Raw genomic sequence first — 14589 nt, 5'->3', positions numbered from 1 at the left:
TCAAATAGCTATGCCGCTGCGTATTGAATGGGTTCCGCTTGAAAGTAACTCATAACTCTCGCGGGCAACTTTTGCAGTTTCTGCAGGTGAGCCATTGCCTTGCTCTTGAGCTGCTTTTTGTTGCGCGCCGGAGTACCAGTGTGGACTCCGGCCTTAAGGTCGCAATTCAAATACTCGTCGGGATTGAGCTCCGGAGAGTAAGCCGGCAAGTAGAACACCTCAATTTCGTCGCTGTGCTCGGTCAGCCAGCTTTTGACGACCTTGGCATGGTGAACCCGCAGGTTATCCAGAATCAGAAAGACTTTGCGGTCGGCATCCTTGATCAGCCGCTTCATAAAATCGATCAAAATATCGGCGTTCATGCTGCCCTCGAAGAACCGGAATCGAACCTTTCCCTGGTTGGTGACAGTCGAGATCAGATTGATGGACTCGCGTTTCGCACTCAGGCGAATGACAGGGGTCTTTCCTTTCGGTGCGTATCCACGGGTATGCTGAGAGTCACTGCGCAGTCCCGTCTCGTCGCCCCAGTGAATCTCTGCCTTTTCTGCCTTTGCCCGGGCCTGTATAGCTGGATACTCATCGTCCAACCATCGCTGAACCTCAGCCGGGCGCTGCTCATAGGCCTGCTTCTTCGGCTTCTGAACCGTAAAGCCCCACCGCTTGAGGTATTCGCCCACCGAGCGGATCGGCACCCTAAGGCCAGTTTCTTGCTTGATCAACTGCTGCACAGCTTGGCGCGTCCAAAGCGCGTATTGAAGCTTGAGCTGATCCGGTGTCTTGTCGATCAACAACTGCTGAAGGCGTTGTTCTTGCTCCGCGTTCAGCTGTCGGCCCGAACCCAGGCGACGACCACGAACCTGAGACAGCAGGGCCTTCATCCCGCCTTCCCGATACTTCGCCAGCCAACGTCCCACCGTCAGGTAATGAACACCAACCTGGTCGGCAATGTCTTTGTGAGTGAACCCGCGCTTGGAAAGACGAACTGCTGTTTTACGCTTCTCTTCCTGCGCGGCCGGATCAAGTGTGCGAGCGTCTTCTTTATCCATGCTCGCATTATACCATAGCTATTTGGTTGCCGGGTTAATAAGAGAGTATAGGAAGTATAAGCGCCCTATTTCCTGATTTCCAACGGTATCCGGAGCCGTGCCAGGCTGGCCCCGGACGCTTGCCAAAGTCCCCAGCACGCCGAATTCCTTCCCATTCCACCCTGTAGGAGCCAGTCGAGCAGCCCCAGTAGCCCCGCTTTGCCAGCATTGTCCTATCCGGCACGAGCGCCACCGGGCCGCGCCCGGATGGAACGCGGCCTGAAACCGGTTTCCTGCGTTTCAGTGATGCAAGCCGGGACGCTCGGCCGGCCTGCCTGTGCCAGGCGGTGCCCGGCTGTCCGGCCACAGTCCAGGAGAGTATAGGAAGTATAAGCGCCCTATTTCCTGATTTCCAACGGTATCCGGAGCCGTGCCAGGCTGGCCCCGGACGCTTGCCAAAGTCCCCAGCACGCCGAATTCCTTCCCATTCCACCCTGTAGGAGCCAGTCGAGCAGCCCCAGTAGCCCCGCTTTGCCAGCATTGTCCTATCCGGCACGAGCGCCACCGGGCCGCGCCCGGATGGAACGCGGCCTGAAACCGGTTTCCTGCGTTTCAGTGATGCAAGCCGGGACGCTCGGCCGGCCTGCCTGTGCCAGGCGGTGCCCGGCTGTCCGGCCACAGTCCAGGAAGATCGTTTTTGGCCAGATGATTCAGGATCCGCTCGATGACCGGCAGGTCTTCGATGCTCGCGATGATCTGGACCGTGCCCCCACATTTCGGACAGGTCTCCACATCTACCTGAAAAACCCGCTTGAGGCGCTTCGCCCATTGCATCGCCGAGCGTTGCTCAGCCGGTGTGCGGTCTTCGGTTTGGGTTGGCTTTGTGGGCTTCGCGCCCCGGCCCCGGCGGGCCGGCGTGATCCGGGCCCGATGGGGACTATTGGGTGCGAACACCCCATGGAAGCGAGTGAGATTCTGGCGCGGCGGCGGGACGAGCGCGGCCAGCCGGGCGATGAAATCCAGTGGCTCGAAGATTACATGCGTCGTCCCGTCCCGGTACGGGGTCTTTAGCGTGTAGCCGATCTCGCCGCGTGCGGTCAGGAACAGGCGCTTTTCGGAGACGGGAGGCCGGCAGATGTATCGGCACAGCCGCTCAAGCTTGTCGCGCTGGCAGGCTTTGACCGCGACACCGGCGTGCAGAGAGAAGCCAGCCATGTTGCCGGGACCGCCAGTTGCCCAGTCCTCCTCATCGCAAATCGGCAGGGTCTGGAGCAACACTAATGCAACCGGTGGAATTGCCGCATTCAGCTTGTCTCTCGGCGTTCGTGACAAGGCGTCGGCGCGCCGGTGTAGCCCGGTCTACATCAAGCGCCGAGAACGCAGTCCACGGACGCCGAGAGGCAAGCCCAACGGGGGCTCCGGACGAATCCGCCTGCGGCGTTAAAGTGACTCGACGTAGGTCTACTATGCCTTCGTCACTTTGCCTTGCAGGCGAGTCCGTCCGTAGCCCTGAATGAGGCAATTCCGCCGGTTGCATTAGTGGCATACCTTGCGACCCCGATGCGGGCCGACGGCAATGCGGTAGGTGATGGAATGCCCGACCAGGTCGGGGATCGGGTCCTCCTCGTCGGGTGCTTCGCCCAGATCGAGCTGTTCGGTATCGCGCTCCAGTAACCCTTCGCGTTCCAGCAGCCGCCCTACCCGCCGAGCGATGGTGTGGACCAGTTGCGTCAGTTGGGCCGATGTCGGTTCGCGCACCCACTGGAAGCGTGGCCAGGTGCCGTGGTGCGAATCCACCACGTAGACCCCATCGACAAACAGCATGTGGAAATGAATGTTGAGGTTCAGGGCCGAGCCGAATCACGCGCGACGGCATTCCAAGCGCGCTTCTTTCCCTGACGGGAAAACCGCCCGCTTTCCATTGCCTGCGCTGGATGAGGGTCACCGCACCCGTGCGGGCCGACTGCTGCGTCAAGCCGGCCTGCCGGATCAGATGGCCGGCAATGACACGGTAGACGATGCCAAGCACCCGGCCAATCAGCATCGGGTGCGTGGCCAGCAGAAACCGCAGCGGGAAGGGGAGACTCAGAACCCATTGTCTGATCGGCCGCTCGGGAAAAACCTGGTCGACCAGCCAGGCTGCACCATCGGCCATCCGGCGAGCACCGCAACTTGGGCAGAATCCGCGGCGCTTGCAGCTGAACGCCAGCAGGTGCTCGGCGTGGCAGGTATCGCAGCGCAGGCGGGAGCGATGGGGCGGTTTGCTGAAGGCAAGAAGCCCCTGAGCGAAGCCGTCGCGCGTGAAGACGCAGGAAACCGTGCTCCAGCCGACCGCATTGCAGGTAGCCATCGAACGCCTGCCGCACATGACTGGGCAACTGTTTGCCGGCGTCAGCAAGGTGTTCGACAAGCCCCGATCCCTTGGCTAGGGCCATCGATGCTACCGATTTCTCGATGCCGGTCAGGTGAGGTTATGTGGCTCAGAGCAACATAGAGTACCTCCACGCCTAACCCGCCCATGAAACTTTCCTGGAGGCACCGCTGGTCCTGCCCTATCTCGGCGAGTGAAGACGGAATCTGAGGCTGGTTCGGAATCCGATTCTAGTTCCGAGACCGCTTCAGACGCACAGAAGCCAAGCGGAAGGGTACCTTAGACCCCCGTCCGGGGATCCGTTGACCGCATACGCCTTTGGGCGCGTGCGGTCTTCCCGCCCCGGCACTCTAGTCAGTGGAAGCGGCTCCTCCCAAACCGCGACGCCGCGTAATCCCTAGTATAGGGCGCGCCACAATCCGATGAGCCATCCAGGGGGTTGACATCGAAAACTTGATTTTTTTACCTTACTGTCAGGGAAGCGATATCAGAACAATTTGGCACATGGGAGGCTTAGCTATGAAATACTGGAATTTTATCCAGAAGTTGGCTGTTGGAATCCAATCATCGAGTACTACGCTGGCGGTTCTTGCGGCATCCGCCCTGCTTACCTTTGGGCTTGCAGTTCTTGAGTTAGGGGCGCTTGACAGCAATAAGGCGCTTGCCGGTTGCGCAGAGTGCACCACTGCTTGTAAGACTCAAGCTCGATTTGATTGTACCGTTGGCGGCCACACGTGTATAGATTGTGGCGATCATCCTGGGTTTGGATGCAGAGAAGTTGGATCGGGCTTTTTGACCGGCACAGTTTGCCGGTACTGTATAGGAAAATGCACCTATTCGACCTACGGCGTTGAAGACCGCGGATTTTCCCAAAAGGTATCCGAGCAATGGATGGGTCAGGCCACTGATACGCAGACTCCTGAGGAATTGAAAGACGGAATCGCGTTTCGTCTTGAATTTTCTCCGGCGGATGACACATTCGTGAGGTTATCACAAGAGTTCCCCACCCATGCCGCCGCACTTTTGGCGTACTGGTATGACGAGCAGTATCGCCCAATTTCATTGCTCAGGGAATCCCAAGCCATCTACCATGCTTCACCGGAACTCTCCGAGTTGTATACGTTGCGTGCTGTCAAGCATGCGAATAATCCCGCTCGAATTTCCGCGCTGCTTGACGATCCTCCGAGTAAGGAGTACCAGCTTGCTTTACCCATGACCGTTAACCTGAAAACGGAACTATTTCCCCTATCTGATGATGATGTTGGTCTCTTGATCTCCTCATACGATGCTGCTGACGAGCAGTTGCTTGGTCAAACCCTGATTATTGCGAATGAGACCGAGCGTGAAGGTCACTTCAGCATTGGTCATGTTCAATCAGCGGAAGATCTGATTATTGGCTCCGCAGAGAATTTAGAACTGGGGATTAATAACCAGCTTCTGCATGGTGGTGATTAATCGGATCCGTTTCTGAGCTGAATGCGCTTGAGTGTACCGGAGAGTCATGGGCGTCAACCGTTTGACGCCCTTGGCTCCCGGTCTCCAAGGTCGCTTCGTTCGAAACCCACTTTGTTGAGGATATCATGCGACCAATAGCTACCGAAGGAAGGTGCCCCTCTATCGTTCCGGGTTTGAGTCGACCTGAGAGCCGGGTTGCGCCTTTATCAACTACAGTCGCTAGCGCACTGGGATTGATCTTTCTGACGTTCGGGATTGCATCTGCTCAAGATGTACTCCAGGTCGCCACGGATCAAGCAACGCTACAGGACGGAATGGAAAAAACTTGCGCTCCCATACCGGGAGAGCCTGATCTAACAGAGAGACTTGCAGACGCGCATCGGTTCGCGATACCGCTTGCTGAGAATCTGAATTCCTTCGAGGAGTTGATCGGCAATAGAGCTCAGCACTTTTTCTCTGTAGCGCCGGCGCTTTCCATAAATGGTGAGTCCTTTCAGCGCTTCGATTTTAGGATGATTACATACACGGCTCCCGCAGACGTTAATGCGTCTCGGATTGCGGACGTGCTCACTGAATTTCGAGACGCATCTGGAACTCAGGGAAGTTCTGAATTTGATCTTACCTGGCTTTGGGGGCGTATCCACGAATCACACCCAATCGGCGAAGTTGACATTGATTGGGCGTGCATGCGCTCAAGCCCGCGTGCACGCCAGCATTTGGTAGTGCTGCTCGGATATGGTCAGGACGTATGCGGAATACTAGAGCGGGCGGCTGACTTGGAGGAGGCCAGATCGATGGCGAAGTCTCTAGGTCTAACTCAAATCAGCCTTGAACGACTCAAGGGTTCACGTGCGGCCATTCGTGGGACCGCTCTCGATGCGGCGCTCTACTCTATTCAGGACATTGCATACTTCGACTGATTAATGCGTTTCGCCTATTTGAATGCCATGAATTGGACGTCCGATGAGAGTTTTCGGACGACCTGCATCAATTCGGCTTTCGCAGCTGCCAACCAGGCGCTGGTTGGTTCGTCTCTCATTGGCGTACTAGGGCGGCTTTTTAGTAGTGCCCCTGAATTACCGATGTATTGTTAGTTTGAAGATGAATCAAATTCTAGTGCCTTTGTGAACAGGAGGTTACTCCAATGAGAATCATTTCTATCACCCTAAAGATTTTTACCGTGCTGTCTGCTTGCGTGATGTTGACAGTGACTCATGCAGACGAATGTACCTACGTGGATCATAAATTTTGGGACTGCTACGGTGATTTTATATGCCTGCCGTGTGGACAGAATCCACCCGGTAACTGTAGACAAGTTAGTCATGCGGAGAAAATGGTCAATATCTGTCGTTATTGCCCGGGTCCCTGTGACGTAAGCCCATATGGAATAGATGAGGGCGCGCAGGCCATGACCCTGTGTGTCAACATCTCTCCCAACAGCACCTGATCGGTTTTATCTGTAACATTCAGGGCGCTTACGGAGTGAATAGATGTCTGATTCCAACGAAGTTGTCACCGACCCGCGCCTTGAGAAGCGTACCCGACGCCGCTTCAGCGTAGCCGAGAAGAAGCGGTTGCTGGCCGAGGCTGATGCGTTGCCGCATGGCGAGAAAGGGGCCTGGCTGCGGCGCAAGGGCCTGTATGCCGGTCAGTTGTCAACCTGGCGCAAGGACCTGGCCGAGCATGGCGAAGCCGGCGTGGCCGCCCGTCAGCCGGGCCGCAAACCCGCCGATCCGCGCGACAAGGAGCTCGAGCGCCTGAAGAAGGTCAACGCCAAGCTGGAGAAACGTGCCTACGTGGCCGAACAACTGGTCGATCTCCAAAAAAAAGTCTTGCACCTGTTCGACAGCGACAACGACGGGAGCAGATCGTGAGCACCCTGGCCGCCCTGCCGCCGGATGTACCCAAGACACAAGCTTGCCGGGCCCTGAATGTTCCACGCCACTGGTGCTATCCAGACCGCCGGCGTCGGCGCCGGACCGCGGTGCCCGCGGGCACTGGTCGCGGACTATCGGAGGCCGAAGAGCAGCGCATCCTCGATGCGCTGCACTCCGAGCGCTTCCAGGACGCCGCCCCGCGCCAGGTCTACGCAACCCTGCTCAGCGAAGGCACCGTACTGGGCTCAATCTCGACCATGTATCGTCTGCTGCGCCGGCGAGAAGAGACGCGCGAACGCCGCAACCAGCGCCCGGCTCAGCACCACGTCAAACCGCAGCTGGAAGCGACGGGTCCGGACCAGGTCTGGACCTGGGACATCGAGCGCCACGAGGCGCTTTCTGACCGTGCGACGGTGAGAGACCATCGCGGCTCGGCAGTCGCAGCTGCCGGGTTCAAGCTGAGGGCAGCCCGACCTGGGGAACGCCAGCAAGGGTGGCAAGCAGCCCTGACAAAGCCGGGACATAGCAGCACTGTCAGATGCTATGGGTCCGGCGAGCAAACGAGGAAGGTGTAACGAAAGTGAACCCGTGGTGTAAAGCCTCTCAAGAGCGATCCACCAGCTCCAACCTGACGGATACGGGCTGGGTAGCAGCGCGCAACTACGGCTTGACCGTGGCGAACTCCCTTGTCGGTCAAGATGTCGCCGGCCGGGAGGCTGTCGTGAAGGGCTGCGGCGTAGCGGCAGCGAAGCTGCAGGGGCATAGCGGGGCACCTCACCTGGTGAGCGGCAGAAAGTGAACGTGGGAACCCTACAGGCAGTTCCGACCGTCGTTCGCGACGAAGGAAAAGCGCGTTGCCCGCTGATGCTGCCTGTAGGGGGCGGAGGAGCCGTAGTAGTCCGAGCACGGGAAAGCCGTGTACATGGCGAAGGGCTCCAGTGTGTTCGCAGCAATTTGCCATTGCAAGGAGACCGCTGGTGAATATCGGCGAACCGTATCCTGACCGGGTAACCGCCAAGGCACGGGTACTTGCGATGCAAACCAAGCTGCACCGTTGGGCAACGGCTGAATCTGGCCGTTGCTTTGATGACTTGTTCAACCTCGTCCATGACCCGGCGTTTCTCGTCACTGCGTGGCACCGGGTTAGAGGTAACAAGGGCGGACGTGCCGCCGGTGTAGATGGAATAGCACCTTGCTCCATTGAGTCACCGGAGGTATTTCTGGCCGAGCTGAGGGCACTGCTCAAAGCTCGATGCTATCGTCCAACCCGGGTTCGGGAGAAGTCGTTTCCCAAGGCGGGCGGTAAGACTCGTCGCCTGGGCATTCCGACCGCTTCGGACCGGGTCGTACAGGCATCCTTGGTGCTGGTGCTTGAGCCGATCTTTGAGGCCGATTTTCAACCGTGTTCGTACGGTTTTCGGCCCAATCGTCGCGCTCAGGACGCGATCAGTGAAGTCCGCTTTCTCGCTGCTCCAACTCGCAATTACCAATGGGTATTCGAGGCGGACATCAAGGCGTGCTTCGACAATATTGACCACACGGCACTGATGCGTCGTGTCGCTCGACGAGTCGGAGACAAGCGGGTACTGAAACTGATTCGGGCGTTTCTGAAGGCTGGCATTCTCGTGGAGGATGGTAAAGCCCGAGAAACGATCACCGGCACACCGCAGGGTGGCATTTTGTCTCCACTTCTCGCCAATATCGCCTTGTCGGTCCTCGACGAACACTTCGTTCAGAAGTGGGAAGCTCTCGGGCCTTCATGGCGACGCGCCAAGCTCCGCCGGACCGGTGTTCCTGCGATGCGGCTCGTCCGCTATGCGGACGACTTCGTCGTCTTGGTTCACGGTCAGCATGCGGATGCTGAAGCGCTGCGGGGGGAGGTAGAGACTCTTCTCAAGCCCATGGGGTTGTCCCTGTCGGCAGAGAAGACGCGGGTCTGCCATGTTGATGAAGGTTTTGACTTCCTTGGCTGGCATATCCATCGCCGCCGCTGGCAAGGCCGTGAAGGCAAGCGAGTGGTCTACACCTACCCATCGAAGAAGTCTTTGGCTTCCGTGATGGCAAAGGTGCGCTCGCTGACCCGTCGCGGCAAACATCAATCGCTCGGTGCCCTGCTGCAAGTGCTAAATCGCGTGCTGCGGGGCTGGTGTGAGTATTTCCGATACGGTGTGTCGGCCCGGACGTTCAGCTATCTCGACTACTTTACGTGGCATCGGGTGTTCCGCTGGCTCCGGAAGCGCCATCTCGGGATCGGCAAGAAGAAGCTCGTCCGACGCGAACTGCCTGCCTGGCGGTTCGCCGACGGGGCTACAACCTTGTTCAAGGCCCAGGAGGTCTCGATTGTTCGTTATCGCTACCGCGGGGCCCGAATACCAACACCCTGGGCGACGACGGCATGAACGCATGGAGAGCCGGATGCGGTGAGAGTCGCACGTCCGGTTCGGAGGGCGGGCCGGGGAGACCCACGCGCCGCAAGGCACGCAGGGCGCCCCGGTCCGACCCTACACGAAGCTGCCGACAGTCACACGCGGCTTCTACCTGTGCCTGTACGTCATTCTGGATCTGTTCAGCCGCTATCCCGTCGGCTGGATGGTCTCGCGCAAGGAGAATGCCGGACTAGCCTGTCACCTGTTCCGCGAGGTGCTGTCGCGTCGGGAGATCGAGCCGAACCAACTGATCGTCCACCAGGACCGCGGCTCACCGATGATCGCACACAGCTTCGGCGATCTGCTGTCCGACCTTGGCGTCGAGCGTAGCTTCTCGAGACCGAGAGTCAGCAATGACAATCCCTTCAGCGAAAGCCAGTTCAAGACCACCAAGTACTGGCCGAGCTACCCGGGCCGCTTCCGAGACGAGGACCATGCCCGGCAATGGTGCAGCGAGTTCTTCCCGGCTTATCGCCAAAGGCCGCATGAAGGCCTGGCGCTGTTTACCCCCGAGGATCTCTACACCGGCCAGTTCGAAGCACTCTGGCAAGTGCGACAGGCCGCCATGGATCAGCATTATGCCGTGCATCCCGAGCGCTACGTCAACGGGCCGCCCCGCGTCGCCAGACCGCCAGCGGTGGTCTCGATCAATCCGGACGACGGTCAGACTGCCGCGGAGCTACTCGACGATCCGAAAGCGTTCCACGTCTCACCAACACCGGTCAGCACCGAGCTGCCCGAGGTTGTTACATAGAAATCGTCGCCGATGTGTTGGGAATATGTTGACACGTTCCGCGCTGCTTCAGAAAAACGTCGAATTTGACGCAAATTTGCATATGGCGGGTTGACGGGTAACATAGAATCTATACTCGATGATTGGTAAGCCGAGAAAACGGAGACATCTCACCTCGCTGGAAAGGGGGCATCTGACGGTGGTGTTGACATTATTGCTTGCTGGCTCCTTCAGAGCCTGGTTGGCAATCCTCGACTTCCGATTGGGACAGAAAAGTGGCGAGCATGTCGCTCACCGCGGCGGGGGTTGAATCTGGCCGCCAGCCATGTACCGAGGAAAGGACCTTGTCGCCCTCCAAGAGGTAGAATGTCGGAGTTTCAGTGAAGTAAATTGGCTCCCATGCGGTTGGATTGTAAACCAGTTTCACCAGTGACTCTGGGTTCGCGGTATTCCAGCTTGAAATCGCTCGGCTCTCATCTTGGAAATGCATGGGTGCCAGCCAATCACCATGTCTGCTTGAAAAGCAATCAAAATGGTTAATTGATTGCAATTCTTTGGCCGCCTTGCGTGAAAAGTTGCAATGTGGGTGAAATATAAAAAGCAGCCTTAGCGTTCCATTGTCAAATGTAATGTTTGACGCAATGAGCGACGAATTGTTTCCATTGACATGGAGCACCGCGGGCAGGTCTTCATCAAAGTGCTCGTCGTATTCAATGGCAGGGAGCGTGTCAATGTTGAGTTCAGAATGGGTATTTATCAATTGATTAGCAAAAGCAAATTCACGAGCACCGATTGCCATTTCCACGATTCGACGAATATCAATAAGCTCTGCAGCGTCTCGAGATTCTAATTCACGAAACAAATCTTTGCCTTGCTTAAAAATGGTTGCGTTCAATGAATGAAAAAAAACTAGATAAGTAGATTCGAGCCAGAGCGAGACTGATTCACTATCCATGCTTTTTGCAGACCTTGAGGCGTCAACATCTATCCACTCTCCGTAAGCAGCGAGCATCGGGCGCCCAAATGGTGCATTATCATTACTATCTGCGCCAAGCTGGTCATAGAGTGCGTTTTCCCGCGCAATAAGAAAGTCTCGTAAGGCTTGTGCATTGTCGACGCCAAACCCGATATTGGCATGCACTTCCTGGTTGGCATGAAGAGTGAATGCAAATACGACCAGGCAAAGCGTCGCTCGGAACTGTATTAGGCGCATGGCTTTGATGTCCTATACTGGCCTGCGGTGTACATTAGGACGAGCCCGCCGCGCGAATAGCGCGGCGGGTTTTGAGGTCCTAAATTTGATACACAAAAGCCAACAGAACGGCCGGCGTTATTTAAGGAACGCCAGACCGAAGATGGTCAACAATTGGAGGTGCATATTGAACCACTACGGGTGCGGCAAGTTGCGCGACTGTGGCAGTAGTATTTCTCCCAACCAGAACCGTCGCAACCGGAAGAAATCGAATAATCTAATTCATCTATCTTCTCTAGCCCCGAGATTACGCCGGTTGTGCTTTGAGCGCCAAACAGAGAAAGTATGGAATATGCCTCAGAATAAGAAAGCCCATTCTTGACTAGGATATCGTAACGATAGCCAGTTAGGCCGTTTTCATTAAATGTTAAGCTTGTCAAAAATAGGCTAGCATCTTTCTTAGGCAGAAACTCCAATAGCCGTTCCATTGTAAGTTTTCGATTCTGCCGAAGGTCTTGTTCAGACTGCACCAAAGCTGAACGATAACCTGCCTCTAGTGAGAGGGCGGCAGATTCAGCGTCCCCTTCGCCCTGGATAATACAACTTTGAGAAAATGCCTGTTGAGAGAGTGCAAGGGCCAATACGATAACAAGATATTTGTGCATAACTGCCAATCTCCAAGTTATTAACCCGGCGGATAAGTAGAAATGCTCAAGCACAGGCTGCATATTGAATGGGCTCGGCTTGGAAGTACTTTATAACTCGCCCGGGCAGTTTCTGCAGTTTCCTCAGATGAGCGATTGTCTTTGCCTTCAGTTCCTTTTTGCTTCTGGCCGGCAGCCTACCATGGACGCCGGCCTTGAGATCACAATTGAGATATTCGTCTGGGTTTAGTTCCGGCGAATAGGAAGGCAGGTAGAAGACCTCGATTTCATCCTTGTGCTCGGCAAGCCAGGCTTTGACGACCTTGGCGTGATGAACCCGCAGGTTATCGAGAATCAGAAAGACTTTGCGTTTCGCGTCTCTAATCAGGCGCTTCATGAAGTCAATCAGGATGTCTGCATTCATGGTCCCATCGAACATCCGGAACCGAACCTTGCCCTGGTTAGTGACCGCAGAGATCAGGTTGATGGACTCACGCTTGGCATTCAGGCGAAGAACGGGTGTTTTGCCCTTGGGCGCATAGCCCCGAACATGTTGACTGTCGCTGCGAAGCCCCGTCTCATCGCCCCAGTAAATCTCAGCTTTCTCAGCCTTGGCGCGAGCATGAATGGCCGGATATTCGTCGTCCAGCCACTGCTTCACTTCAGCAGGACGCTGCTCGTAGGCCTGTTTCTTGGGCTTCTGGACCGTAAAACCCCAGCGCTTGAGATAGTCGCCCACAGTACGGATTGCCAGCCGGATGCCAGTCTCCTGCAAAATCAACTGTTGTACTGCTTCGCGTGTCCAAAGGGCGTAACTCAGCTTGAGTTGATCCGGCGTCTTATCAATCAGAACCTTCTGAATCTGGTTCTCTTGCTCCTCACTCATGGATCGTCCAGATCCAACCGGGCGACCCTGTGCCTTGGAAGCCCGCAGGGCTTTCATGCCTTCGGCTTGGTATGTTCGAACCCAGCGTCCGACAGTCAAATAGTGAACGCCGACTTGCTCGGCAATTTCACGGTGGGTGTAGCGGCGTTTCTGCCACATGCGGATGGCCTGTTTGCGTTTTTCTTCCTGGACCACCGCAGGAAGTGCGCGGGCATCTTCTTTCATAGCCCGATTATACCTTATCTACTTTCCTGCCGGGTTAATAAGTGTCACAATCCCTTCCCGCTTCCTATTTATCTTGACTCGAACCTAAAGTCAAGCCCTTGAACCATTTCGTTGGCGCGCGGAGCGTGACTCGGTAAATCGCCAGGATTCCAAAGGCGCTCTCGCGCCAGTTTCGAGTCGCCCAAGCCCTGTGTGTCAACATCTCTCCCAACAGCACCTGATCGGTTTTATCTGTAACATTCAGGGCGCTTACGGAGTGAATAGATGTCTGATTCCAACGAAGTTGTCACCGACCCGCGCCTTGAGAAGCGTACCCGACGCCGCTTCAGCGTAGCCGAGAAGAAGCGGTTGCTGGCCGAGGCTGATGCGTTGCCGCATGGCGAGAAAGGGGCCTGGCTGCGGCGCAAGGGCCTGTATGCCGGTCAGTTGTCAACCTGGCGCAAGGACCTGGCCGAGCATGGCGAAGCCGGCGTGGCCGCCCGTCAGCCGGGCCGCAAACCCGCCGATCCGCGCGACAAGGAGCTCGAGCGCCTGAAGAAGGTCAACGCCAAGCTGGAGAAACGTGCCTACGTGGCCGAACAACTGGTCGATCTCCAAAAAAAAAGTCTTGCACCTGTTCGACAGCGACAACGACGGGAGCAGATCGTGAGCACCCTGGCCGCCCTGCCGCCGGATGTACCCAAGACACAAGCTTGCCGGGCCCTGAATGTTCCACGCCACTGGTGCTATCCAGACCGCCGGCGTCGGCGCCGGACCGCGGTGCCCGCGGGCACTGGTCGCGGACTATCGGAGGCCGAAGAGCAGCGCATCCTCGATGCGCTGCACTCCGAGCGCTTCCAGGACGCCGCCCCGCGCCAGGTCTACGCAACCCTGCTCAGCGAAGGCACCGTACTGGGCTCAATCTCGACCATGTATCGTCTGCTGCGCCGGCGAGAAGAGACGCGCGAACGCCGCAACCAGCGCCCGGCTCAGCACCACGTCAAACCGCAGCTGGAAGCGACGGGTCCGGACCAGGTCTACACCTGGGACATCACGAAACTGCCGACAGTCACACGCGGCTTCTACCTGTGCCTGTACGTCATTCTGGACCTGTTCAGCCGCTATCCCGTCGGCTGGATGGTCTCGCGCAAGGAGAATGCCGGACTAGCCTGTCACCTGTTCCGCGAGGTGCTGTCGCGTCGGGAGATCGAGCCGAACCAACTGATCGTCCACCAGGACCGCGGCTCACCGATGATCGCACACAGCTTCGGCGATCTGCTGTCCGACCTTGGCGTCGAGCGTAGCTTCTCGAGACCGAGAGTCAGCAATGACAATCCCTTCAGCGAAAGCCAGTTCAAGACCACCAAGTACTGGCCGAGCTACCCGGGCCGCTTCCGGGACGAGGACCATGCCCGGCAATGGTGCAGCGAGTTCTTCCCGGCTTATCGCCAAAGGCCGCATGAAGGCCTGGCGCTGTTTACCCCCGAGGATCTCTACACCGGCCAGTTCGAAGCACTCTGGCAAGTGCGACAGGCCGCCATGGATCAGCATTATGCCGTGCATCCCGAGCGCTACGTCAACGGGCCGCCCCGCGTCGCCAGACCGCCAGCGGTGGTCTCGATCAATCCGGACGACGGTCAGACTGCCGCGGAGCTACTCGACGATCCGAAAGCGTTCCACGTCTCACCAACACCGGTCAGCACCGAGCTGCCCGAGGTTGTTACATAGAAATCGTCGCCGATGTGTTGGGAATATGTTGACACGTTCCGACACGTT

At 57.1% G+C, this 14589-nt stretch carries 12 protein-coding genes and 1 pseudogene; 7 read left to right on the top strand and 6 right to left on the bottom strand.

Features of this window, described 5'->3' with window-relative positions:
• Positions 1-8: 8 nt before the first annotated feature.
• From HND55_03995 to HND55_03985, 3 genes are all read right to left on the bottom strand, one after another.
• A complete protein-coding gene (locus HND55_03995; GenBank protein QKK01894.1) occupies positions 9-1046 on the bottom strand; it encodes an IS630 family transposase in 1038 nt (345 codons plus the stop codon).
• 591 nt (positions 1047-1637) lie between these two features.
• Entirely contained in the window at positions 1638-2300 is a 663-nt protein-coding gene (locus HND55_03990) for an IS91 family transposase (protein ID QKK01893.1), read from the bottom strand.
• The gene (locus tag HND55_03985) at positions 2272-3435 is read right to left on the bottom strand and encodes a hypothetical protein (protein QKK01892.1); all 1164 of its coding nucleotides are present in this window, start codon (positions 3433-3435) and stop codon (positions 2272-2274) included. Before HND55_03985 ends, HND55_03990 begins: the two co-directional genes overlap by 29 nt.
• Positions 3436-3915: 480 nt before the next feature.
• Here HND55_03985 and HND55_03980 point away from each other — a divergent pair, with 480 nt between their 5' ends.
• The 6 genes and pseudogenes from HND55_03980 (at position 3916) to HND55_03955 (ending at position 9908) form a co-directional block, all read left to right on the top strand.
• A complete protein-coding gene (locus HND55_03980) occupies positions 3916-4851 on the top strand; it encodes a hypothetical protein (GenBank protein ID QKK01891.1) in 936 nt (311 codons plus the stop codon).
• A gap of 233 nt (positions 4852-5084) precedes the next feature.
• Positions 5085-5771, top strand: coding sequence for a hypothetical protein (locus HND55_03975; protein ID QKK01890.1), 687 nt, complete (start codon positions 5085-5087; stop codon positions 5769-5771).
• A gap of 570 nt (positions 5772-6341) precedes the next feature.
• A pseudogene (locus HND55_03970) lies at positions 6342-6494 on the top strand (transposase).
• A gap of 227 nt (positions 6495-6721) precedes the next feature.
• Positions 6722-7303, top strand: a complete 582-nt coding sequence (locus HND55_03965; protein QKK01889.1) for a hypothetical protein — start codon at positions 6722-6724, stop codon at positions 7301-7303.
• 459 nt (positions 7304-7762) lie between these two features.
• Complete coding sequence (ltrA, locus tag HND55_03960) at positions 7763-9127, top strand: group II intron reverse transcriptase/maturase (GenBank protein QKK03978.1); 1365 nt, start codon at positions 7763-7765, stop codon at positions 9125-9127.
• 112 nt (positions 9128-9239) lie between these two features.
• On the top strand, positions 9240-9908 hold the full coding sequence (locus tag HND55_03955; protein ID QKK03977.1) for a transposase: 669 nt from the start codon (positions 9240-9242) through the stop codon (positions 9906-9908).
• 190 nt (positions 9909-10098) lie between these two features.
• On the opposite strand, the gene HND55_03950 is transcribed toward HND55_03955, so the two are convergent.
• The 3 genes from HND55_03950 to HND55_03940 form a co-directional block, all read right to left on the bottom strand.
• Entirely contained in the window at positions 10099-11100 is a 1002-nt protein-coding gene (locus tag HND55_03950) for a hypothetical protein (GenBank protein QKK01888.1), read from the bottom strand.
• 146 nt (positions 11101-11246) lie between these two features.
• The gene (locus tag HND55_03945; protein ID QKK01887.1) at positions 11247-11744 is read right to left on the bottom strand and encodes a hypothetical protein; all 498 of its coding nucleotides are present in this window, start codon (positions 11742-11744) and stop codon (positions 11247-11249) included.
• Positions 11745-11790: 46 nt separating this feature from the next.
• Positions 11791-12834 carry an IS630 family transposase gene (locus HND55_03940; protein QKK01886.1) on the bottom strand — a complete coding sequence of 348 codons (1044 nt, stop codon included), beginning with the start codon at positions 12832-12834 and terminating at the stop codon, positions 11791-11793.
• 264 nt (positions 12835-13098) lie between these two features.
• On the opposite strand from HND55_03940, the gene HND55_03935 reads away from it, so the two are divergent.
• Entirely contained in the window at positions 13099-14541 is a 1443-nt protein-coding gene (locus HND55_03935; protein ID QKK01885.1) for an IS3 family transposase, read from the top strand.
• Positions 14542-14589 lie beyond the last annotated feature (48 nt).

This window comes from Pseudomonadota bacterium (assembly GCA_013285445.1).
Classification (GTDB): domain Bacteria; phylum Pseudomonadota; class Gammaproteobacteria; order Xanthomonadales; family Wenzhouxiangellaceae; genus Wenzhouxiangella.
The sequence above is the reverse complement of the archived record's forward strand: the minus strand, read 5'-3'. Positions and strand labels throughout refer to the sequence as shown.